20 protein-coding genes and 1 tRNA gene are annotated in these 20524 nt (G+C 58.4%); 12 read left to right on the top strand and 9 right to left on the bottom strand.

Annotation, left to right across the window (positions count from 1 at the left end):
• Window positions 1-795: 795 nt before the first annotated feature.
• From ACFWW2_RS12895 to acsA, 4 genes are read right to left on the bottom strand one after another with little or no spacing between them, the layout of a single operon-like run.
• On the bottom strand, window positions 796-1044 hold the full coding sequence (locus ACFWW2_RS12895; protein WP_393928485.1) for an acyl carrier protein: 249 nt from the start codon (window positions 1042-1044) through the stop codon (window positions 796-798).
• Window positions 1041-2192 carry a dihydrolipoamide acetyltransferase family protein gene (locus ACFWW2_RS12890; RefSeq protein ID WP_393928484.1) on the bottom strand — a complete coding sequence of 384 codons (1152 nt, stop codon included), beginning with the start codon at window positions 2190-2192 and terminating at the stop codon, window positions 1041-1043. Before ACFWW2_RS12890 ends, ACFWW2_RS12895 begins: the two co-directional genes overlap by 4 nt.
• Entirely contained in the window at window positions 2189-4192 is a 2004-nt protein-coding gene (pdhA, locus tag ACFWW2_RS12885) for a pyruvate dehydrogenase (acetyl-transferring) E1 component subunit alpha (RefSeq protein WP_393928483.1), read from the bottom strand. The genes ACFWW2_RS12890 and pdhA overlap by 4 nt, the downstream gene beginning before the upstream one ends.
• A complete protein-coding gene (gene acsA / locus ACFWW2_RS12880; RefSeq protein ID WP_393928482.1) occupies window positions 4189-5934 on the bottom strand; it encodes an acetate--CoA ligase in 1746 nt (581 codons plus the stop codon). The genes pdhA and acsA overlap by 4 nt, the downstream gene beginning before the upstream one ends.
• Window positions 5935-6247: 313 nt before the next feature.
• On the opposite strand from acsA, the gene ACFWW2_RS12875 reads away from it, so the two are divergent.
• Genes ACFWW2_RS12875 through ACFWW2_RS12860 form a run of 4 tightly spaced genes read left to right on the top strand, consistent with a single transcriptional unit; the run spans window position 6248 to window position 11129 of the window.
• Window positions 6248-7222 carry a BMP family protein gene (locus tag ACFWW2_RS12875; protein WP_393928481.1) on the top strand — a complete coding sequence of 325 codons (975 nt, stop codon included), beginning with the start codon at window positions 6248-6250 and terminating at the stop codon, window positions 7220-7222.
• Window positions 7223-7243: 21 nt separating this feature from the next.
• Window positions 7244-8749: an ABC transporter ATP-binding protein gene (locus tag ACFWW2_RS12870; RefSeq protein WP_393928480.1), complete on the top strand. Its 1506-nt coding sequence runs from the start codon at window positions 7244-7246 to the stop codon at window positions 8747-8749.
• A complete protein-coding gene (locus tag ACFWW2_RS12865; protein WP_393928479.1) occupies window positions 8746-9867 on the top strand; it encodes an ABC transporter permease in 1122 nt (373 codons plus the stop codon). Before ACFWW2_RS12870 ends, ACFWW2_RS12865 begins: the two co-directional genes overlap by 4 nt.
• Complete coding sequence (locus ACFWW2_RS12860) at window positions 9864-11129, top strand: ABC transporter permease (RefSeq protein ID WP_393928478.1); 1266 nt, start codon at window positions 9864-9866, stop codon at window positions 11127-11129. The genes ACFWW2_RS12865 and ACFWW2_RS12860 overlap by 4 nt, the downstream gene beginning before the upstream one ends.
• 96 nt (window positions 11130-11225) lie before the next feature.
• Here ACFWW2_RS12860 and ACFWW2_RS12855 read toward each other — a convergent pair whose 3' ends face one another.
• The 4 genes from ACFWW2_RS12855 to ACFWW2_RS12840 form a co-directional block, all read right to left on the bottom strand.
• On the bottom strand, window positions 11226-11666 hold the full coding sequence (locus ACFWW2_RS12855; protein ID WP_393928477.1) for a BLUF domain-containing protein: 441 nt from the start codon (window positions 11664-11666) through the stop codon (window positions 11226-11228).
• 234 nt (window positions 11667-11900) lie between these two features.
• Window positions 11901-12518 (bottom strand): antibiotic biosynthesis monooxygenase family protein, encoded by a 618-nt coding sequence (locus ACFWW2_RS12850; protein ID WP_393928476.1) that lies wholly within the window; start codon window positions 12516-12518, stop codon window positions 11901-11903.
• 82 nt (window positions 12519-12600) lie between these two features.
• Window positions 12601-13335, bottom strand: coding sequence for a helix-turn-helix domain-containing protein (locus ACFWW2_RS12845; protein ID WP_393928475.1), 735 nt, complete (start codon window positions 13333-13335; stop codon window positions 12601-12603).
• 569 nt (window positions 13336-13904) lie between these two features.
• Window positions 13905-13994: transfer RNA gene (locus ACFWW2_RS12840), tRNA-Ser, on the bottom strand.
• A 140-nt stretch (window positions 13995-14134) separates the two neighbouring features.
• Between ACFWW2_RS12840 and ACFWW2_RS12835 the strand changes: the two genes are divergently transcribed.
• Window positions 14135-14971: a DUF2059 domain-containing protein gene (locus tag ACFWW2_RS12835; protein WP_393928474.1), complete on the top strand. Its 837-nt coding sequence runs from the start codon at window positions 14135-14137 to the stop codon at window positions 14969-14971.
• Window positions 14972-14982: 11 nt separating this feature from the next.
• On the opposite strand, the gene ACFWW2_RS12830 is transcribed toward ACFWW2_RS12835, so the two are convergent.
• Complete coding sequence (locus ACFWW2_RS12830; protein WP_393928473.1) at window positions 14983-15330, bottom strand: hypothetical protein; 348 nt, start codon at window positions 15328-15330, stop codon at window positions 14983-14985.
• A 177-nt stretch (window positions 15331-15507) separates the two neighbouring features.
• Between ACFWW2_RS12830 and ACFWW2_RS12825 the strand changes: the two genes are divergently transcribed.
• The 7 genes from ACFWW2_RS12825 (at window position 15508) to proB (ending at window position 20521) form a co-directional block, all read left to right on the top strand.
• Complete coding sequence (locus ACFWW2_RS12825) at window positions 15508-16197, top strand: 50S ribosomal protein L21 (RefSeq protein WP_393928472.1); 690 nt, start codon at window positions 15508-15510, stop codon at window positions 16195-16197.
• A 12-nt stretch (window positions 16198-16209) separates the two neighbouring features.
• Complete coding sequence (rpmA, locus tag ACFWW2_RS12820) at window positions 16210-16479, top strand: 50S ribosomal protein L27 (protein ID WP_393928471.1); 270 nt, start codon at window positions 16210-16212, stop codon at window positions 16477-16479.
• A 127-nt stretch (window positions 16480-16606) separates the two neighbouring features.
• Window positions 16607-17149 (top strand): GNAT family N-acetyltransferase, encoded by a 543-nt coding sequence (locus tag ACFWW2_RS12815; RefSeq protein ID WP_393928470.1) that lies wholly within the window; start codon window positions 16607-16609, stop codon window positions 17147-17149.
• Window positions 17146-17661, top strand: coding sequence for a GNAT family N-acetyltransferase (locus tag ACFWW2_RS12810; protein ID WP_393928469.1), 516 nt, complete (start codon window positions 17146-17148; stop codon window positions 17659-17661). The genes ACFWW2_RS12815 and ACFWW2_RS12810 overlap by 4 nt, the downstream gene beginning before the upstream one ends.
• A gap of 136 nt (window positions 17662-17797) precedes the next feature.
• The gene (locus ACFWW2_RS12805; protein WP_393928468.1) at window positions 17798-18358 is read left to right on the top strand and encodes a GNAT family N-acetyltransferase; all 561 of its coding nucleotides are present in this window, start codon (window positions 17798-17800) and stop codon (window positions 18356-18358) included.
• 19 nt (window positions 18359-18377) lie between these two features.
• Window positions 18378-19427 carry a GTPase ObgE gene (gene obgE / locus ACFWW2_RS12800; protein ID WP_393928467.1) on the top strand — a complete coding sequence of 350 codons (1050 nt, stop codon included), beginning with the start codon at window positions 18378-18380 and terminating at the stop codon, window positions 19425-19427.
• Window positions 19415-20521, top strand: coding sequence for a glutamate 5-kinase (proB, locus tag ACFWW2_RS12795; RefSeq protein ID WP_393928466.1), 1107 nt, complete (start codon window positions 19415-19417; stop codon window positions 20519-20521). Before obgE ends, proB begins: the two co-directional genes overlap by 13 nt.
• Window positions 20522-20524 lie beyond the last annotated feature (3 nt).

Raw genomic sequence — 20524 nt, 5'->3', positions numbered from 1 at the left:
TATGAACGGCGTGATCCTTCCCCTGTGGCTTCTTCAGATGCCGCATTTTCGGTTCTTGCTAGTTCGAGGCGATCCTGTCCTGTTTCGAGAGGTCCGCGATACACCATGTATTTGGTTCCAGCATATCGTATCAACACCATACAAATCAGTGGCTTAATCTGATTGGTGGAGAGACAATCCACCTGCCTATCCTTGTAGGACATCGCTTATTAATAGTATTTTTATAGCCCTAAAGATTCATACCACCTCACGCTAGAAATCATGAGCTTTGGCAATGCATTTTCACATAGTTTAGGGTCAAAACTCATCAAAATTCAATCTACCGAATGTCGCTGCAGCTCACCTTGGTCCGTCCTGTAGCGGATAACCACTCAGCGCCCTCTTTGCCAAATGCTGCGCCATGCCCCAATCGCGGCTTTGCGCAGGAAGCGAACTTTGCAAAGTTTGGATAGGGCCCATTCCTGCCATTCAGCTAGCGCAACCGTTGCCGCGGTGCGGTTCGTCAAAACCGCCATTCGCTGCTGGTGCGAGGTCTAGGTCTGGCGGAATTCACGGTCCGCGGACAAACCGGCCTTTCGACAGAAGCAGATGAACGTCTGCTTCCGCTTCGCTGCACGTCTCGTGACATTTAGTGTTCAGCGTGTCGACACACTAGCTGGCGACCTCACTGAGAAACTATTTCCGAAACGTTTCCACTTCGCGAGGGCGCATCTGATCGATTGGCTCGACCAGCCAGTAAGACAGGCCGGTGGGGCCGGAATCGGGTAGCCGATAGATCAGATTTGGCGATGAGGCCTATGTAGCTACTTTGCCAGCCATGTAGTCGGCCAGCGCGTTGAAACTGCCTATTTGACCGTAATCCGCCTCCGGTATTTCGACGCGGAATATTTTACCGAGAGCTGTGACCAAATTGAGAAAATCCATCGAGTCGATATCAAATTCTTCGCGCAGATCCTCGCCGCGATCGATGTCATCCATGTCAATTTCCGGGGCGATCCGGTTCAGTTCCTTGCTGATGGCGGTTTCGATCTCTTGTCTGGTCATAGCGTGTCCGGCCTTTGCAGGTATTTGTCGATGGCTTTGAGAAACAGCGCGCCGCGATGCCCGTCACTGACACGGTGGTCGGCGGCGAGTGTCAAAGTCGCGGTGAGCCGAGCGGTAACTTCGCCTTCATGGATTGCCGGTAGCAGCCGCGGCGTACCGAGCCCAACGATGGCGACCTGCGGTGGATAGATCACGCCGTATAGCTGATCGACCCCGCGGTCCCCAAGGCTGGTCAGGGTGATGGTTGCATCGGACAGTTCACGCGCCCGAAAGCGCCCCGCCCGGACCCGTTCGACCAGATCGCGCATTGCTTGCATCAAATCATCAAGGGATCTGTTGTCTGTATCGAACAGGGCCGGTGCAACCAGTCCACCGCTACGGATGTTGATGGCGAGGCCCAAATGCACCGCATCGCTTTGGTGGAAAGCATCATCGGTGAAGTGCCCGTTGAATTCGCCGTATTTCTTCAGCGCCTTGGCAATGGCCTTGGCATATACTGCGCCCAATAGCAGCCGGTCCTCTGGCGCGCGGTCCGCGTTGGTCTTGGTAACGAAGTCGTCCGCCGTCGTCAGGTCGACCATATGGGACAGGTAGTAATGCGGGATTTCACGCTTGGACCGTGACATTGCTGCGGCGATGGCGGTGCGCATATCCGACATCGGAGCGGGTTTGGGTTTGGTTCCCATCGCCACGACATCTGCCAGCGATATCGTACCTTTTGATGGCAAACTGGAAAGCTCGATACCTTGCTGCGCGGCACGTCTGCGGGCGGCGGGTGTGATGCGGGGGCGGTCGCCTGACCGTGGGGCGGCGTGCGGTTTGGGCTGGGTTGGTGTCTCGTAGTCCACGACCATCATGTCCTCTTTCGGGACGACGACCTTGGGCACTGGCTCCGCTTTCGTCTGTGCCTCGCCCTCTGTCTGGACCACGGCCAGCGGCGCGCCGACGGGGACCTTTGTGCCAAGGTCAACCAGCCATTCCTGCAATATACCATCCTCGAAAACCTCGATTTCGATGGCACCTTTCTGGGTTTCGACAGCTGCGATGATATCACCGCGTTTCACCGGGTCGCCGGGATGAACCAGCTGTTCGACGAGTGTCCCGGCCTCCATATCGGCGCCGAGTGAGGGCATCAGGAACTGGCTCATGGTTGGGCCGCCATCAGTTGTTTCGCCGCAGTGACGATTTTGTCCGTCTGCGGAATGGCCGCCTGTTCAAGGTGTTGCGGGTAAGGGATGGGGACCTCTTCACTACAGACGCGCGCCAGCGGGGCGTCGAGTTCGAAGAATGCATCTTCTGCCAGCCGCATCCCGATTTCCGCAGCCAGACTGCCGGTTTTCCAGCCTTCGTCGACGATCAGGGCGCGGTGGGTCTTGGTGACCGACGCGATGATTGTCGTCATGTCGAGCGGGCGGAGGCTGCGCAGATCGATGACCTCCGCCGAGATACCGTCACCAGCGAGCGCCTTGGCTGCATCCAGTGTTTTGAACAGCGACCCGCCATAGGTAATGAGGGTGATGTCATCGCCGGTCTGCCGCACGGCGGCCTTGTCGATGTCAACTGGCCCTGCATTTTCGGCCAGTTCCCCTTCGCGGTTGTAAAGCATGACGTTTTCAAAGATCAGCACCGGGTCCGGATCCTGCAGTGCGGTCCAGAGCATGCCGCGCGCGTCTTCCATCGTCGCGGGTGTCAGGATTCGCAGGCCTGGGATGTGAGCATACCAGCCTTCCAGACTGTGCGAATGCTGGGCGGCAAGCTGTTTGCCTGCACCGGTGGCCATGCGGATCACAACCGGCACCCCGAATTGGTTGTTCGACATGTGCCGCAGCGTGGCGGCTGTGTTGAGGATTTGGTCAAGCGCAAGAAGCGAAAAATTGACCGTCATCAATTCGACAATCGGGCGCATCCCCGCAATGGCCGCGCCGATCCCCGCGCCGGTGAACCCGGATTCCGACAACGGCGTGTCGCGGATACGATCGGCACCGAATTGGTCCAGCAGCCCCTTGCTGACCGCGTAGCAGCCGCCGTAATGGCCCACATCTTCGCCCATCAGGAATACACCGTCATCGCGGGTCATCGCATCGACAATCCCGCCCTTGATGGCCTCGCGATAGGTGGTCGTGATCATGTTGCCGGGTGCGACGGGTTGCGGTGGGGACGGACGTTGACCGGAAACGACGTGCTTGGTCAGGCTTTCAATGGGTTCATCCGTGCCTGCCTCGGCAAAGGCCACAGCGTCGGCGATTTCAGCGTCTACTTCCACCATGATTTCAGCGACCTGTTCCGGATGGATCAGCCCGGTATCTTCCAGCCATTTCTGGAACCTTACGATTGGACCCTTAGCACGCCATTGCTCCACCTCGTCCTTGGGCCGATAAAGCTGTGCATCGAACATGGAATGGGCGCGGAAGCGGTAGGTTTTGCATTCCAGGAAATAGGGTTTCCCGGTGTCACCGATGTATTTCAGGGCGCGCCGCGCCGCGGCCTCGACCGCGACGATATCCATGCCGTCGACGGTTTCAGCCTCGATCTCGTAACTGCGGGCCTTGACGCTGATCTCGGTCTCGGATTCCGTGAGCGCAAGGGCCGACCCCATCGCGTAGCCGTTGTTTTCGCAGACAAAGAGCACCGGCAGGTTCCACAGGGCCGCAAGGTTCAGGCTTTCGTGAAATTCGCCCTCGGCGACGGCCCCTTCACCAAAGAAACAAGCTGTAACACCACCGGTCTTTTCCATGTGGTCAGCCAAACCCAGACCAACGGCCATCGGTAAACCGCCTCCGACAATAGCGTTCCCGCCATAGAAATTGTGGTCGCGACTGAACAGATGCATGGAGCCGCCGCGCCCGCCCGCGCAGCCCTCAGCTTTGCCGTACATTTCGGCCAGTATCGACCCCATCGGGACACCCCGCGCCAAGGCATGCCCGTGTTCGCGGTAGGTCGCGACAACGCGGTCCTTATCTTCCAGCAGCGGGATGATGCCGGACGCGATCGCCTCTTCCCCGTCATAGAGGTGCAGGAAACCCCGGATTTTCTGTTGGGTATATAGTTCGGCGCATTTATCCTCGAACCGGCGGATGCGGATCATCGATTTCAGCAGATCGCGGACATGGGATTGGTCGAGATGGGGTTTGAGTTCCGTTACGGTCATTTTTCATCACTCTCCAATGTCGAGATATCGCCTTCCGGCAGGCCGAGTTCGCGCGCCTTCAAAAGGCGCCGCATGATCTTTCCGCTGCGGGTCTTGGGCAGGTTTTCGCGGAACACGATTTCCTTGGGTGCAACCGCGGGGCCAAGGCGTTTACGGGCGTGGCCCATCAGTTCCAGCATCAGGTCGTCGGATGGTGCGTTGCCGGGCTTCAGGGCGACATAAGCCTTCACGATTTCGCCAGCCGTTTCATCCGGCACACCGATCACCCCAACTTCGGCGACTGCGGCATGTTCCATCAGCGCGCTTTCCACCTCGAACGGGCCGATCAGGTGGCCCGCGCTTTTGATCAGGTCATTCCCGCGCCCGACGAACCAGAAATACCCGTCGCTATCGCGCATCGCCAGATCGCCACTCAGATACCAGCCGTCCACAAAGCATTTGTCATAGCGCGCCTGTTCATGCAGATAGCCGCGCATCATGGAGGGCCAGCCGGGCCGCAGGGCCAGTTCGCCCATGGCAAGCGGTTCGGTTAGTTCCTTCGCCCCGTCTTCGGTAACTTCGACAATCCCGGCGTCGATCCCTGGCATCGGTTTACCCATGGAGCCGGGCTTGACATCCATGCAGGCATAGTTGGCGATCATGATGCCGCCGGTTTCGGTTTGCCACCAATTGTCATGGAAGGGCATACCGAAGGTTTCGTTGCCCCAGACGACTGCTTCGGGGTTTAGCGGTTCGCCGACGCTGGCCATGAAACGCAGCGCCTTGAATTCCCGCGACCGGGCGGCTTCCTTGCCCGCTTTCATCAGCATCCTGATCGCGGTCGGGGCCGTGTACCATACATTAACCGCCTCGCGTTCCAGCATATCGTACCAGCGGTTCACGTCGAATTCGGCTTCATCCACGATCATCGTCACCCGGTTGGTCAGTGGCGCGATGATCCCGTAGGAGGTGCCGGTGACCCAGCCTGGATCAGCCGTGCACCAGTAGACATCTCCGGGCCGCAAATCGAGCGCGAAGCGGCCTGTGGTGTGATGGGCGACAACGGCCTCGTGCACATGCACAACGCCTTTGGGTTTGCCGGTGGTTCCGGACGTGAAATGCAGCAGCGCGGTTTCTTCGGGGCCCATTGGTTCGGTATCGAAGCTGGCGGATGCGGCATCCATCAGGGGGGCAAGGTGGGTCGTCCCTTCTTGATTGGCGTCGATCAGGAAGACCTCGCGCAACTCTGGCAAGCTGTCACGTATCCCTTTGAGTTTGCGTTTATAGAGCCGTGACGAGGTGATGACAGCGTTCGCACCACCGATCTCCATCCGCGAATGAATCGGTTCAGGCCCGAAAGCGGAAAAGAGCGGGCAGAAAACGGCCCCGGCTTTGAGTGTACCCAAGGCGGCGATGTAAAGCTCTGGCACACGACCCAGAAGGGAATAGACTTTGTCGCCCCGATTGATCCCGCGCGCGCGCAGCACATTGGCAAAGCGATTGGTGCGCTCCTGCAGGTCCTGATAAGTGAAATCAGTGCGCACGCCGGATTTGGCGACCCAGCGTAGCGCGATCTGGCTGCCATGACCCGCGGCCACATGCCGATCAATCGCCTCATGCGCGATGTTCAGCTTGCCATTGGGCAGCCCGTCAATCGATTTATGCGCTTCGGCCCAACTGAACGTCGCCCGGGTTAGATCATAATCCGCCATGTTGGATGCTGGTCCGGTCCCGGGACTTTTCCTGATCTGGTCGTAGGCCATCGACCGCCCTCCCCAACAATCTGCGTCGGGCGCCATATTAAGGTGCAAAGCAATGGTAGAACTGACCGATATCAATCCGCGTTGCGGTCGGCGTCTTAGGCGATACACCGGCGAATACTGAGGTGTGATATTTGCGATGAAATCCTGGAGACAGACGCGACCGCCAAGGCGCATCGAAGCCAGGATTGATTTCCCTCAACCGCCCCGTCTTCCAATTCACTAGGCTGGGCGGTGATCTAAGGCTCTTTGGGGGGAAGTCATGTTTAGCCAGTTGTTTTCACCAAGATATTTTTGCGCGACCGCCGCTGTCGTGATGGCGTTGACCGGTAGCGCAACAGCGTTCACAGCCTGTCAAGTTACGGACACAGGCGGTATCGACGACAACAGTTTCAATCAGACCGCGTGGAAAGGCGTGCAAGATGCAGTGACGGATTTCGGTATCGAAGCCCGGTTTCTGGAATCGCAGGCAGAGACGGATTACGAAGCCAATATCAACTCTCTGATCGAAGGCGATTGCGACGTTATCATCACGGTCGGGTTCCTGCTGGGGGATGCGACCAAGACGGCCGCCGAAGCGAACCCCGACCAGAAGTTCTCGATTGTGGACTTCGCTTACGATCCGCCTATCGCCAATGTTCTTGGTCAGGTTTACTCCACAGATGAGGCGGCGTTTCTGGCCGGATACCTCGCGGCAGGAATGACGCAGACTGAAGTTCTGGGGGTCTTTGGTGGGATCAACATTCCGCCGGTGACCATCTTCATGGACGGGTTTTCGTGGGGCGTCGACTACCACAATGCGCAAAAGGGCACATCCGTGATTGTGCTGGGCTGGGACCCGGACACGCGCGAAGGGCTGTTCACCAACAACTTTGAATCACTGGATGATGGGCGTGCCTATGCGCAAAACCTGTATGATGAGGGTGCGGATATCGTGCTGCCTGTTGCCGGGCCCGTGGGGCTTGGATCAGCAGCCTTGGCGGATGAGCTGGGCACGGATCGGCTCAAGATCATCGGCGTTGACGCTGACCTCTACCTTACCGACCCGGAGAAAGGTCATGTGTACCTGACCTCGATTACCAAACGCATGGATGCAACCGTGCGGCAGGTCATTGAAATGGCCATGAATGATCAATTCGAAGGTGGGTTGCTTGTTGGCTCGCTGGACAATGGCGGTGTCGGCCTTGCGCCGTTTCATGACCTTGCAGACGCGGTGCCCGATGACCTCAAGGCCGAACTGGATGCCATTCGCATGGGCATCATTGATGGCTCGATCCCGGTCGGCCGGTAAGCGCGCGGCGGAAACAGACCCATGAATATCGAACTGCGTGGCATCACAAAACGCTTTGGCCCCGTTACGGCGAATGAAGACGTCAACCTGACCATCAAAGCGGGTGAGGTGCTGGGTCTGCTTGGTGAAAACGGGGCAGGCAAATCGACGCTGATGAACGTGCTTTGCGGCCTTTACAGTCCCACCGCTGGCGAAATCCTGATCGACGGGACGCCCTTGACATTTGATGGCCCCGGCGAAGCGATCCGCGCAGGGATCGGCATGGTGCATCAGCATTTCATGCTGGTGCCGGTGTTCACTGTGACCGAAAACGTCGTTTTGGGCGTTGAACCCACGGGTCGGCTTGATCATCTTGATCTTGATACGGCCCGTGCGCAGGTCCGCGAAATCAATGATCAATATGGCCTTCATGTGGACCCTGACGCACTGATCGAAACGCTGCCGGTGGGCGCACAGCAACGGGTCGAAATTATCAAAGTGCTGTTTCGGTCCGCCGATGTGCTGATCCTGGATGAGCCAACAGCCGTTTTGACCCCGCAAGAGGTGGATGAGTTTTTCGAGATCGTGAAGTCACTCCGCGACGCAGGCAAGGCGCTGGTGTTTATCACCCACAAGCTCAACGAGATCCTCGAAATCGCTGACCGGATCAGCGTGATCCGCAGTGGACGCATTGTCGGGGGCGGTCTGCCCAAGGACCTGACGCGACCGGAACTGGCGGAAATGATGGTTGGCAGGCCCGTCAGTTTCGAAGTGACCAAGCAGCCCTTCGAACCCGGTCCCACATTGCTGGAAACCCGCGATCTGACAATCCTGCGCGACAATGATGACATTGCTGTCGACCGGCTGAACCTGACCGTGCGGAGCGGCGAAGTGGTTGGCATCGCAGGTGTGCAGGGCAACGGGCAATCCGCACTGATCGAGGCACTGACTGGCGTGCGCAGGGTGGCAAGCGGGACGGTAATGTTCGACGGTCAGGATATCACCCACACATCGGCGCGGGCACGCCACCGGCTGGGTATCGCGCATATCCCCGAGGACCGGCAGACCAACGGAATGATCAAGAATTTCACCGTGGCCGAAAACATGGTGCTGGACACCTATTACGATGACCGCTTTTCGCGCGGACCCCAGATCGATTGGCCAAAGGTGAACGAAACAACTGCGAGGTATGTGAAGGATTTCGACATTCGCACCCCGTCCATTTTCGAGGCGGCGGGGCATCTGTCCGGCGGCAACCAGCAAAAATTGGTCGTTGCTCGCGAGTTATCGCGCCAGACAAAGCTGGTCATCGCAGGTCAGCCCACGCGCGGGCTTGATGTTGGCTCCATCGAATACATCCACGAGCGCCTGATCGCTGCCCGTGAAGAAGGTGACGGCGTGCTGATCGTCTCATCCGAACTGGATGAGATCATGGCCCTGTCCGACCGTATCCTCGTGATGTTCAAAGGCCGGGTTGTGGCCGAATACGAGGCCGGGACTGTTGACAAGGGGGCCATCGGGTTGGCCATGGCGGGGGCAGCGGCATGACCGACCTGTCGATGAACGATCTGATGAAGGCAAAGGTGATCGGCCGGACCGAGATCGAAGATCTGGTGGTTGTTCCACTGTTCGCCATCATCGTCGCCCTTTTGCTTGGCGCTGTGGCTATGCTCGCGACGAATGTGGATCTGAGCACGATTGGTCTATCCTACCTGGCGCTTCTGAAAGGGTCGGTCGGCTCACTGAACGCCATATCGGAAACGCTCACGGCAGCTGCGCCGCTGGTGCTGGCCGGGCTGGGCCTCGCGCTGGGGTTTCGGGCCGGGTTGTTCAACATCGGGGCCGAGGGGCAGATCGTGATGGGTGGCATCGCGGCGGTCATCACGGGCTTCAGCTTTGCAGGCCTGCCGACCCTCATCCTGCTTCCCATGTCATTATTGGCCGGGGCACTGGCAGGGGCGCTGTATGCGTCGATTGCAGGCTTTCTCAAAGCCACGACCGGCGCGCATGAGGTGATCTCGACCATCATGCTCAACCTGATCTCCTACCGGCTGCTTGACTACATGCTCCGCATGCCCGCGATCCAGAAGGAAGGGCGCGCCGACCCGATCTCGAAATCGGTGCCCGAGGCCGCCGAACTGCCCCGGCTACTCAGCTTTCTCGATCCGAATTTGCGGGTTCACGCGGGCATCTTTCTGGTACTGATCGCGGTGGCCATTGTCTATTGGCTCCTCTTCCGATCCAAGCTGGGTTTTGAGTTCCGCGCCAGCGGCGAAAACGCCGAAGCGGCCCGGTTTGCCGGTATTCATTCCAGCGTGATCATCGTAGCCGCCATGGCAACCGCCGGGGCCTTGGCCGGGCTGGCCGGGGCCAATCAGGTGCTGGGTGTTCTGGGCCGGGCCACGCCGGGATTTTCCGCGGGTCTCGGGTTTGATGCTATCGCGGTCGCCCTGCTGGGCCGGTCGCACCCCGTGGGCGTTTTGTTCGCCGGGCTGCTTTTCGGCGCGCTGGAGGCCGGGGGACGCCAGATGCAGGTCGATGCGGGCGTTTCCATCGACCTTATCGGGATCATCCAGGCGCTGATCATCGTCTTCATCGCGGCGCCATTGCTGGTGCGGGCGATCTTCCCTTGGGGCTTTCGCCGCGACAGGGAGGGCGGATCATGACCGTGATTACTGGCCCAACCGCAGGCACAAAGATTGACACCGGCAAACAACGGCAGGCGAGGATTACCGGCTTTATTCTGCTGGGCATCGCGATCCTGATTACACTCTTTTTTGCCCCTGACGCAGCCGGCAATGCAACGTTCCGGCTGTCCCGGCCAACAGACGCAATCCCGGTGCCAAACCTTGTCGTGCCGGGCGGTCCCTTTATCTATGTTGCCGCAACGATCCTTGCCTTTCTGGGTGTCCGGCAATTCCTGCATAGCGGCACAAAATGGACTTCCCTGTCACTTGGTATCGGTCTGGCCATCGCTGTTGCAGCGTTTCTCGTCTGGGCCACCGCGGGCAAGGCGTTTTCGCTGACCGGCATGTTGCAGGCGACGATGGTGCGCGCCGTCCCAATCGCCCTTGGTGGGCTGGCGGGCGTCCTGTCTGAACGAGTGGCAGTGGTCAATATCGCCATCGAAGGCATGCTGCTTGCCGGCGCGTTCACCGGGGCGCTCGTTGGGTCACTGATCGGCGGTTTCGGCGGGCTGGCAGCCGCCATCGCTGTTGGCGGTGTCTTCGGTTTCATCCTTGCAGCATTGGTTGTCACCTATCGGATGGACCAGATCATCGCCGGTGTCGTGATCAACCTTTTCGTTCTCGGGTTCACGTCCTATGTCAGTTCACAGGTGTTTGCAGAATACCGGTCGCTCAACAACGCCCCGGTCTTCCGATCCGTCAAAATTCCCATTTTGGGCGACATCCCCGTAATCGGGCCAATGTTTTTCAATCAGAACATCTTTGTCTATGGGGCGTTGATCATGGTGGCGGTTGCCACCTACTATCTCTTCCATACCAGGCTTGGCCTGCGCGCTCGCGCCGTCGGGGAACACCCGCGCGCGGCGGATACGTTAGGGATCAATGTCTATCGGACCCGCTATATCAACGTAACGCTTGCCGGGATGGTCGCGGGCTTTGGCGGGGCGTGGTTCACGCTGGGCTCTGTGGGCCGGTTTGACGAAGGCATGACCGGCGGACGCGGCTTTATCGGGCTTGCCGCGATGATCTTTGGGCGCTGGCATCCCGTGGGTGCGCTGGCTGCCGCGCTTGTGTTCGGCTTTGCTGACTCGCTGCAGCAAAAACTGGCGCTGTTGCAGACACCGATCCCGTCAGAGTTCCTCGCCATGGCACCTTATATCGCGACGATCATCGTCGTCGCCGGGCTTGTGGGGCGGGCACGCGCACCTGCGGCTGATGGGAAACCTTACGTCAAGGAATAGAGCAACCGCGCCGCGCCTTATGTCCCCTGTTGCCAAACCGCGCAGCGCTGAAGTGCTGCGACAACCTCATTTTCGGCCCTTGTTTTTGAAGGCCAACTATTTGGAGTGTTCGGGCCCAGCATTCTCAGAAACACTTTCGAACATGCAGATAACGTCAGCCTGAGGGATCCGCTCAAGGATGCCTGCAGAAATCTCGGCTAGTGTCCAAATCAAGGACTTCGCTGGGTCATGGAGCATCGCCCAGTCTCCAAACATGCGGCTGTTTACCGTCCTGCTGACAAGTTTATTGATCCCGGCATGCCTGTCGTCTCGGCAGATACGACCATAGGCAGCGTCTACCTTTTCGTTGGGGCCTTCGAGTAATTGAAGATAGATATCATGGCGGCAGACAAGTGCGCCTGTTATGCCGTCACGTGCGTTGCATCTGCGCGCATCTATCAAGATTCCGCCAAGTATTGCGCTATCATAGCCAAAGGGTTGCGATGCGTAGATGAGTTGGGTGAGATCCGTAATTGTCCTCGCTCCTGCTTGGGCCATCCGATCTTAAGGCAGATCAAAAGCCAGTTGGGTCGTTGCTGGATCCGGTGAGTGTAGCCTGTTGTCAGATGGGAGTCCGTTTCAATTTGGCTGGCGGCCATTCTTGCCCAGCCCCTTGGCGAACGCAGCGAACGGTGGCAAGCCGACCTAGGATGCGACGCAGCATCGCTTTGGATGAGCCAAGTTACATCAGCGTAAATGGCCCATTTCCCGGAACGGTCGTCAATCGCTACGTTACTCTTGGTGCCCGACCGGCCCAAAATACTGCGGGGCTTCGGCACGCTCAAACATCCCGTAATCCCTGGACACGCGGCTCGACAATGCACTTATGACCGTATCGTCACCATCGGCCTTTTCGACCATGGATCGCCCCTCACTCTCGCTGAAAACGCTAGCGACCATCAGATAGGAATTCGCCTCGGTCACGCTTTCAAACACTTCAATGCTTTCGATGTCCGGTATCTCATTGGTTCGGGTAATCGTGAGAAAGCGGTTAGGTGTTGTACCCGCGTCATTATATGCGCCATCTTTGGGCCAGTTCTTCTGCGGTTCGCCTTGGGCGACATGCTGCAGAACATGCGCGATGCGAATACGGTAGTCTGCGAAGTGTTTGAACCGTCCGGCAGATTGGGATTTGTGGTGTTGGCGGTCGGTTCTCCACCGGGCGATTGATGCTTCATCGCGCCAAAGTGAATGAGACAGAATGACATTTGGGCGAGCCAAAGATTTAAACCTCTCGATAAACAGCAAACCGTCATGTTCCATGAGAATGGGGCGCAGCATCGCAGCGTGCCGAAAGTAGTCGTCCTCGTGACCAGCACGCGGCGTCATCTCGAAAAGTAATGCCTGCATCTCGGGCCTGTCAAATCGTTGTTCTCACAAGTCGATAGACTATCAGTCTTAAGCGGCTTGTCTGGAACAAAAGTGATACCGGTCAGGGCTGCCAGGCTTTCCGGTAGACACCCGGGCTTGTCCCGAAATTCCTCTTAAAAACCCGGCCCAAGTGACTTTGATCGGCAAATCCGCATTCATGGGCTACGGCAGCTGGCGTCAAGCACCTGCGCAGTAGCGAGCGGGCTTGGGTCGCGCGCGTGGCCAAGCGATATGCGTGCGGCGTCATCCCGATCTCTCGTGCAAATCGACGAATGAACCCTTCGCGGCTGAGGGATGAAAAACGAGCGAGCTTTGTGACGGGGATGTCACCGTCGCTGATGGCTTCGATCAGGTCATCTGACAAGGAACTCTGCAAATGCAGTTTCAGCTCTGACACCTTGTTCGAGCTTATCTTATGAAGAACCTCCTCTATGGAAACACCATCATCATTGTTGTATCGGTCGGACACTGATCCGGTCAGGACCGATGATTGACGTTCAATCAAAGCGCAAGCAGGATCAAGAAAGATGTCGCGGCTTTTGGTCAGTGTACCGTTTTGCCCATGCGAGCGATGTGGGGTGCCAGCCGGGATGATGACAAACTGACCCGCTGGAACATGAATACACTGCCGTCCAATCTGGAAAACGCGGTGGCCGTCCTGAACGACTGATATCTGTATTTCGTCATGAAAATGCGCCGATAAAGATGGGCTGCCGCTCCCAAGCCATTCGGATGTTTCCAAACCTAGCTTGTGATTGATGCGCCTATAGGTCCATCTGGTCGGCTCTTGTTCCATAAGTGGCGTTATTGCATGTGCAACTTCTACAGTCAGCCAAGAGTTCGAATCTCCGTTAGTGTATATGACTCGGAACATGAGACGCCATTCGCTGAACATCAGCTTGGGCTCGCTGCCGACATCCGACAAGTTCAGTTGGTCGACTGGTGTCAGCCCGAAGCAGACTTTGCGTGTCTGCAGGTCCGGCGATGAGTGTGCATTCGCCGCAATACAGCTGGAATCTGTGCAGGCCGCGAAAGCTGACCTTCGTTACCAGGGTCCTGGTTTGTCCTGCTTAGCCAAGACCGAAGCCTGCAAAGCAAGCAATGCGGCTGGCGCGCCCGGTCGGTTTACGTTTCATAAACTGACGTAAGCCTGATATTCTCAGCTTGCTCCGGTTTCACTCAGACTGAAATCAGGGGAATGACCCGCCACGTTGCCGTGTCTCGACATGGTGGCGGGGTTTTCGTTTGGGCTGACGTCAGGTCATGCATTTTTCCAATCGCAGCAAACGCAACTTTGGAAATCTGTTGGAAACTCGAAACTCAATTTCTCCAAGTATCTGTTTTTTATGGCTAGAATGGGGTTTGTGGCGGAGAGACAGGGATTCGAACCCTGGGTGGGCTTGCACCCACAACGGTTTTCGAGACCGCCCCGTTCGACCACTCCGGCACCTCTCCGCGGGGTGGTGGCGTCGTAATGCCCGCATGACAGGTGTGCAAGGCCAAATCGACGCTGACTGACAATTCCGTCAGTCCCCTTGGAAACTGCCCGGCGGAGACATATCAACAGACTAACACCGTTCTTGGAAGGAAATCCGATGCTCAATCTTGCCGGCCCTGTTTTGGCTGCAACCCTTGCCCTGGCCGGGTTACCAGCCTTTGCACAGGACACGGGAACCGAAAAGACGGATGCACTTTTCGAGGCGCTTGGCCTGCCGCAGATGCTGGAGGTCATGCGTGCGGAAGGTTTGGAATATGGGGATACGATCGCGCAGGACATGCTGCCCGGCGGACAAAGCGCGCGTTGGGATGCGCTGGTGTCCGACATCTATGATGTGGACATGATGCAAGAGGAAGTGCGCGCCATTTTCGGTGAAGAACTGGAAGGTGACGATCTTGATGCCATGCTCGCCTTTTACACGACCGAGCCGGGACAGACGATCATCAACCTTGAAGTCAGCGCGCGCGAGGCTTTGCTGGACGACGCGGTCGAAGAGGCAAGCAAGGACAGCGCCGCCATTGCCGCCATGGACGAAACACCGCGTTTCCAGATGATCGAAGCCTTCGTAGACGCCAATGACCTGATCGAAACCAACGTGGTGGGTGCGCTGAATTCGAACTACGCCTTCTATATGGGGCTGATCGATGGTGGAGCCATGCCCGAAGGGGTGACAGCGGAACTGGCCTTGCAGGATGTCTGGGCGCAAGAAGACGAGATCCGCAGCGATACCGCTGAATGGGTCTATTCCTTTCTGCTGATGGCCTACCAGCCGCTGTCGGACGAGGAGCTGCAGGCCTATATCGCCTTTTCAGAGACCGAAGCTGGGCAGGACCTGAATGCAGCCCTGTTCACAGCGTTCAACGGCATGTTCGATGATATCTCACGCGCGCTCGGGCTGGGCGTGTCGCGGTTCATGATCAGTCAGGAGCTTTAGGCGGACGCCGCCTAGTTGGCATAGACCATCAGCGCGACAACTAGCGCACCGGGGTTCTGGGCATAAAGCCCCAGATCACCCTGCATTTGCAGAATGCGGGCAGGGCGGTCACCCGGCGGAATACCGGCGGCATCCATCGCCTCGGTCAGGGCAGGGCCGCCGCCTGCCTGAATTTCGTCGATGATGCCGGGAAAGTTGGATTTGACGATCAGCTCCACCTGACCGCGCCGCCGGTTATAGACTGCATTTTCAGCCGCCGTGCTCAGGCCGGATATGGGCAGCAGCAGCGGATTGCCCAGATGGTTGGCCTCTCCACTGCAGGCAGCGATGAGTGTCAGGGGGATCAGTGCGCGATACATGGGCTTTTTCGCCTTCTTTGTGCTTGACTTACAGGGGTATTGGTCACATAAGCCGCCATCTCAGCAAGGTATTTGCTGGGGCTTATGCGAAAACACGCCCACGGGCGCGCAGTCCACAGGCACCAAACGCCGGTTTGATCCGGGGCCTCAGAGACGCGGAAAACGAAGGAATAACAGATGTTTGCGGTTCTCAAAACCGGCGGCAAGCAGTACAAGGTCACATCCGGTGACGTTCTGCGCGTCGAAAAGCTGGCAGCACAGGCTGGCGACAAAATCCAATTCAACGAGATTCTGATGGTCGGCTCCACCGTGGGCACACCGCTGGTCGCGGGCGCAGGCGTCCAGGCCGAGGTGATCGATCAGATCAAGGGCGAAAAGACGATCAACTTCGTCAAGCGCCGCCGTAAGCACGGCAGCCAGCGTAAGAAAGGCCACCGTCAGCAACTTACACTGGTCCGGATCGCTGACATCCTTGAAAAAGGCGCTGACAAGTCCGGCGTGATGGCCGCTGTATCGGGTGCCGGCATGGTGGCGACACCTGCAGCCAAGCCTGCTGCAAAGAAAGCCGCGCCGAAGAAAGAAGCCAAAGCAGAGGCCCCCAAGGCTGAAAAGCCCAAGGCCGAAAAGCCAAAGGCAGAAAAGAAAGCCGCGCCTGCGAAATCCGAAGGCGCTGACGATCTGAAGAAACTGTCCGGTGTCGGCCCCGCGCTTGAGAAAAAGCTGCATGAGGCTGGTGTCACGACATTCGCGCAGATCGCCGCATGGACGGATGCAGACGTAGCTGCTATGGACGAGAAACTGTCGTTCAAAGGCCGGATCGAGCGTGAAGGCTGGATCGACCAGGCCAAAGAACTGGCAAAAGGCTAAGGAAGAAAACCAATGGCACATAAAAAAGCAGGCGGTTCATCCCGTAACGGGCGCGACTCAGCCGGTCGTCGCCTTGGCGTGAAAAAGTTTGGTGGCGAAGCTGTCGTCCCCGGCAACATCATCATGCGTCAGCGCGGCACCAAAATGTGGCCCGGCAATGGCGTCGGCATGGGCAAGGATCATACGATTTTTGCAACCGCCGAAGGTGCAGTCAAATTTCATAAAGGCCTGAAAGGCCGTACCTTTATTTCGGTTCTCCCAGTGGCGGAGGCCGCTGAATAAGCCGAAAGTCTCAGGTAACGCATTTGAGGGGATCGGTGAACACCGGTCCCCTTTTTCATTCATAGTTTTGCCACCATGTTGGAATAAACGGGCATTATAGATCGGTTCGGTTTTGAGGAGGAAAACGATGTTACACGAGGAAATCACAGTGCAGGACACAATCCAGGCGGACCGGTTCATTTTGCGCCCTTGCCGCAAATCTGACGCCGGGTTGATTGCCATGTATGCTGCTGATGATCGTGTGGCCCGTGGCACCCGTGCAATGCCGCATCCGCTCCCTCCCGGCACGGTCGAGGCGATGATCGAACGCGCCAGCCAACCTGACCGGACCGAAGATGTCTGGGTCATCGACGGCTCTGCCCATGGTCATGCGGAAGCCTTGGGGCTGATCAGCCTTGAGCGGATGGATCGTGACCAATCCGAGATTTTCTACTGGATCGCGCCTGCATTCTGGAACACCGGCTTTGCCACCGAAGCGGTGCGCACGCTGATCGCGACAAACCCGCATAAATCAGACCGCATCTTTGCCGAGGTGTTTCAGGACAATCCGGGTTCGGCCCGTGTACTGACCAATTGCGGTTTTGATTATCTGGGCGATGCGGAGGCATTTTCCGTGGCGCGCGGGGCGACTGTGCCGACCTGGACATATACCCTCAAGACTGAGGGATGACCGCCAGCACGTTGCGGACGGAACGCCTGCTGCTACGTCCGCCAGAGCTGCGGGATGCCCGGGTGATCACCAAGGCGCTGAATGACTTTGCCATCAGCCGCTGGCTGGCGGTTGTACCGTTCCCTTACGGCATCACCGACGCCGAGTGGTTCATCAATGAAAACGCGACTGGCAGGTTCAACGCCCGCCTGATCTGGGCGGGCGAGGATTTCGTCGGCACCATCGGTCTTGATACCGAACTGGGCTACTGGCTGGCGCAGGATCAGTGGGGCAAGGGTTACGCGACGGAGGCGGGAATGGCTGTTCTGTCTGATCACTTCGCCGACAGCGACATTGATCTGGTCAAATCAAGTCACTTCGTGGACAACACTTCATCCCGGAACGTATTGGAAAAACTGGGTTTTGTTGATGTGGGTCCACACGAACATTTTTCGAAGGCGCGCGGATGTGCTGTGCCAGGCCGCAGCATGGAACTAACCCGTGCACGCTGGGAGGACACAAACCTGCGCTAGTCGCGTGATTTCAACCTCACGGCGACCCACGGTATTGTGTCCGGGCGTATGGTTGTGAAACGCGACAAAAATTGGCCAGATTGTCCCATCACGATGTTAACTCAACAGGACCACAAGCGGGATGATCCATTCGGTCATGGCAAAACCAGAAGACCATGCACATGTCGGAACAGCATTGGACGGTATCAGCTACCGGACCTTGCGCCCCGAAGACGCTGACGCGCTGCACGAGATCGTCAGCGACTGGGAGGTCGTGCGCCAGCTCGGCAGCTGGCCCTGGCCGCCTGACCGTGACTTTACCGCCAGCCGCAGCAAGCCCTATGAAGGCGACGGATTTGTCTGGGGCATTTTTGACGGTGACATGTTGATTGGGACAATGGGGGTCACCGACGGCGACCTTGGCTATTGCTTGAAAAAATCGCATTGGGGCAGGGGGATCGCCACCTATGTGGGCAAGGCCGCAGTGGACGAGGCCTTTCGCGACCCCGCACTGACCCGGATCACCGCCAGCGCGTGGCACGACAACGGCGCGTCCGACCGTGTGCTTGAAAAGCTCAGCTTTTCGCAACTCAGCACCAAGGTGCAGCACGCCAAGGCCCGGGACGAAGCAACAGCCTGCCACAAGTATCTGTTGACCCGCACCCACTGGGACGGCTTGAGAAGCCGCGGAGAATGGACTATCGCAGCGGCTGAATAGTCCAGAAAGCCCATGCGCCATGAAATTCCTCGACCTTGCCAAGGTTTACATCCGGTCCGGTGCCGGTGGTGCGGGTTGTATCTCGTTCCGGCGCGAAAAGTTCATTGAATATGGTGGGCCCGATGGGGGCGATGGCGGCGACGGCGGTGATGTCATCGTCGAGGCGGTGGATGGCCTGAACACCCTGATCGACTTCCGCTATCAGCAGCATTTCTTTGCCGGCAACGGCCAGCACGGCATGGGCAGCCAGCGTACCGGCAAGGATGGTGACGACAAGATCCTGCGCGTCCCCGTCGGCACCGAAATCCTTGACGAAGATCAGGAAACCCTGATCGCCGACCTGACAGAGGTCGGCCAGCGCGTGGTCATCGCCAAGGGCGGCAATGGCGGCTGGGGCAATCTGCGGTTCAAGACGGCCACCAATCAGGCGCCGCGCCGCGCCAATCCGGGGCAAGAGGCAATTGAACGCACAATCTGGCTGCGGCTGAAACTGATCGCGGATGTGGGCCTGCTGGGTATGCCCAATGCAGGCAAATCCACCTTTCTGGCCGCGACATCCAACGCCCGGCCGAAGGTCGCCGACTATCCCTTCACGACCCTCATCCCCAATCTCGGCGTCGTTGGTATCGACGATGTGGAATTTGTCGTGGCCGACATCCCCGGCCTGATCGCCGGTGCCTCCGAAGGGCGGGGGCTGGGTGACACCTTTCTTGGTCATGTGGAACGTTGCGCGGTCCTGCTGCACCTGATCGACGGCACATCCGGCGATCCAGCGGGCGACCTGACCACGATCATCACAGAGCTCGAGGCCTATGGCGGCGCACTCGCCGAAAAGCCGCGCATCACGGTGCTGAACAAAATCGACGCTCTGGATGAAGAGGAACGCGCCTTTCTCACCGATGAAATCGCGGCTGTTGCGCAAGGCCCTGTGATGCAGATGTCCGGCGTCAGCCGGGAAGGGATCCCCGATGTGCTGCGCGCGCTCAGGGCCGAAATCGACGAAAACCGCCTACGCCATCGCAAAGCGGCGGAGGAGGAAGCCGGGGAAGACACCACATGGCAGCCTTGACCGATGCCAAACGACTGGTGGTCAAGATCGGCTCGGCGCTTCTGGTCGACGCAGAGACGGGCCAGTTGCGCCAGAACTGGTTGACCTCGCTCGCCAGTGATGTGGCCCGGATCAGGGCGCGCGGGACGGACGTGATCCTTGTCTCGTCCGGCTCCATCGCCCTGGGGCGCGGCGTGCTTGGGCTGCCGCTGACATCGCTGGCGCTGGAACAATCCCAGGCCGCTGCCGCGGTGGGGCAAATCAAACTGGCGCGCGCTTATGAAGAAGCACTGGCACCTCATGGGATTATCGCAGGCCAGGTCCTTGTCACGCTTGAAGATTCCGAAGATCGGCGGCGCTATCTCAACAGCCGCGCGACCATGGAAACCATGCTAGGACTGGGCGTCACGCCCATCGTGAACGAAAACGACACGATTGCCACCGATGAAATCCGCTATGGCGATAATGACCGGCTGGCTGCACAGGTGGCCGTCACCATCGGCGCGGATCAACTGATCCTGCTGTCGGACGTGGATGGGCTTTACACAGCGAACCCAAAGATCAACAGCGCCGCAAAACACGTTGATCACGTTGAAAAAATCACGCCTGAAATCGAAGCGATGGCAGGTGACGCGGGCAATGGGCTATCAAAGGGCGGCATGATCACCAAGGTCATGGCCGGGCGCATCGCGACAGAGGCGGGGTGCAACATGGCCATTGCCCTCGGTACGGCGCTTTACCCGTTGGGCAAACTGGAAAACGGCGCGCCCGCCACCTGGTTCGCCGCGCAAACAGACCCACAAACCGCCCGAAAGCGCTGGATCTCTGCGATGAAGCCGCGGGGCACGATTACCATCGACGCTGGCGCGCAGGATGCACTGAGCCGCGGCAAAAGCCTGCTGCCTGCAGGTGTGACCCATGTGAACGGCAGTTTCGGGCGCGGTGACATGGTGACCATTGTCGCGGCGGACGGTCCGGAACTGGGGCGCGGGCTGATCCGCTATACTAGCGCCGAAGCACGACAAATCATGGGCCGCCGCAGCGCTGACATCGTCACCGTTTTGGGGTATGACGGGCGCGCAGCACTGGTACATCGCGACGACATGGTGCTTTAGGGG

The organism is Yoonia sp. R2-816, assembly GCF_046762905.1.
Lineage (GTDB): Bacteria > Pseudomonadota > Alphaproteobacteria > Rhodobacterales > Rhodobacteraceae > Yoonia.
Note: the sequence above shows the minus strand (reverse complement) of the source record. Positions and strands in the feature narration are given on the sequence as shown.

What these genes read in the sequence shown, in the direction of transcription:
- ACFWW2_RS12895 (WP_393928485.1), bottom strand. Translation starts at nt 1,044, where the DNA reads ATGACCAGACAAGAGATCGAAACCGCCATCAGCAAGGAACTGAACCGG.
- ACFWW2_RS12890 (WP_393928484.1), bottom strand. Translation starts at nt 2,192, where the DNA reads ATGAGCCAGTTCCTGATGCCCTCACTCGGCGCCGATATGGAGGCCGGG.
- pdhA (WP_393928483.1), bottom strand. Translation starts at nt 4,192, where the DNA reads ATGACCGTAACGGAACTCAAACCCCATCTCGACCAATCCCATGTCCGC.
- acsA (WP_393928482.1), bottom strand. Translation starts at nt 5,934, where the DNA reads ATGGCCTACGACCAGATCAGGAAAAGTCCCGGGACCGGACCAGCATCC.
- ACFWW2_RS12875 (WP_393928481.1), top strand. Translation starts at nt 6,248, where the DNA reads ATGGCGTTGACCGGTAGCGCAACAGCGTTCACAGCCTGTCAAGTTACG.
- ACFWW2_RS12870 (WP_393928480.1), top strand. Translation starts at nt 7,244, where the DNA reads ATGAATATCGAACTGCGTGGCATCACAAAACGCTTTGGCCCCGTTACG.
- ACFWW2_RS12865 (WP_393928479.1), top strand. Translation starts at nt 8,746, where the DNA reads ATGACCGACCTGTCGATGAACGATCTGATGAAGGCAAAGGTGATCGGC.
- ACFWW2_RS12860 (WP_393928478.1), top strand. Translation starts at nt 9,864, where the DNA reads ATGACCGTGATTACTGGCCCAACCGCAGGCACAAAGATTGACACCGGC.
- ACFWW2_RS12855 (WP_393928477.1), bottom strand. Translation starts at nt 11,666, where the DNA reads ATGGCCCAAGCAGGAGCGAGGACAATTACGGATCTCACCCAACTCATC.
- ACFWW2_RS12850 (WP_393928476.1), bottom strand. Translation starts at nt 12,518, where the DNA reads ATGCAGGCATTACTTTTCGAGATGACGCCGCGTGCTGGTCACGAGGAC.
- ACFWW2_RS12845 (WP_393928475.1), bottom strand. Translation starts at nt 13,335, where the DNA reads ATGGAACAAGAGCCGACCAGATGGACCTATAGGCGCATCAATCACAAG.
- ACFWW2_RS12835 (WP_393928474.1), top strand. Translation starts at nt 14,135, where the DNA reads ATGCTCAATCTTGCCGGCCCTGTTTTGGCTGCAACCCTTGCCCTGGCC.
- ACFWW2_RS12830 (WP_393928473.1), bottom strand. Translation starts at nt 15,330, where the DNA reads ATGTATCGCGCACTGATCCCCCTGACACTCATCGCTGCCTGCAGTGGA.
- ACFWW2_RS12825 (WP_393928472.1), top strand. Translation starts at nt 15,508, where the DNA reads ATGTTTGCGGTTCTCAAAACCGGCGGCAAGCAGTACAAGGTCACATCC.
- rpmA (WP_393928471.1), top strand. Translation starts at nt 16,210, where the DNA reads ATGGCACATAAAAAAGCAGGCGGTTCATCCCGTAACGGGCGCGACTCA.
- ACFWW2_RS12815 (WP_393928470.1), top strand. Translation starts at nt 16,607, where the DNA reads ATGTTACACGAGGAAATCACAGTGCAGGACACAATCCAGGCGGACCGG.
- ACFWW2_RS12810 (WP_393928469.1), top strand. Translation starts at nt 17,146, where the DNA reads ATGACCGCCAGCACGTTGCGGACGGAACGCCTGCTGCTACGTCCGCCA.
- ACFWW2_RS12805 (WP_393928468.1), top strand. Translation starts at nt 17,798, where the DNA reads ATGGCAAAACCAGAAGACCATGCACATGTCGGAACAGCATTGGACGGT.
- obgE (WP_393928467.1), top strand. Translation starts at nt 18,378, where the DNA reads ATGAAATTCCTCGACCTTGCCAAGGTTTACATCCGGTCCGGTGCCGGT.
- proB (WP_393928466.1), top strand. Translation starts at nt 19,415, where the DNA reads ATGGCAGCCTTGACCGATGCCAAACGACTGGTGGTCAAGATCGGCTCG.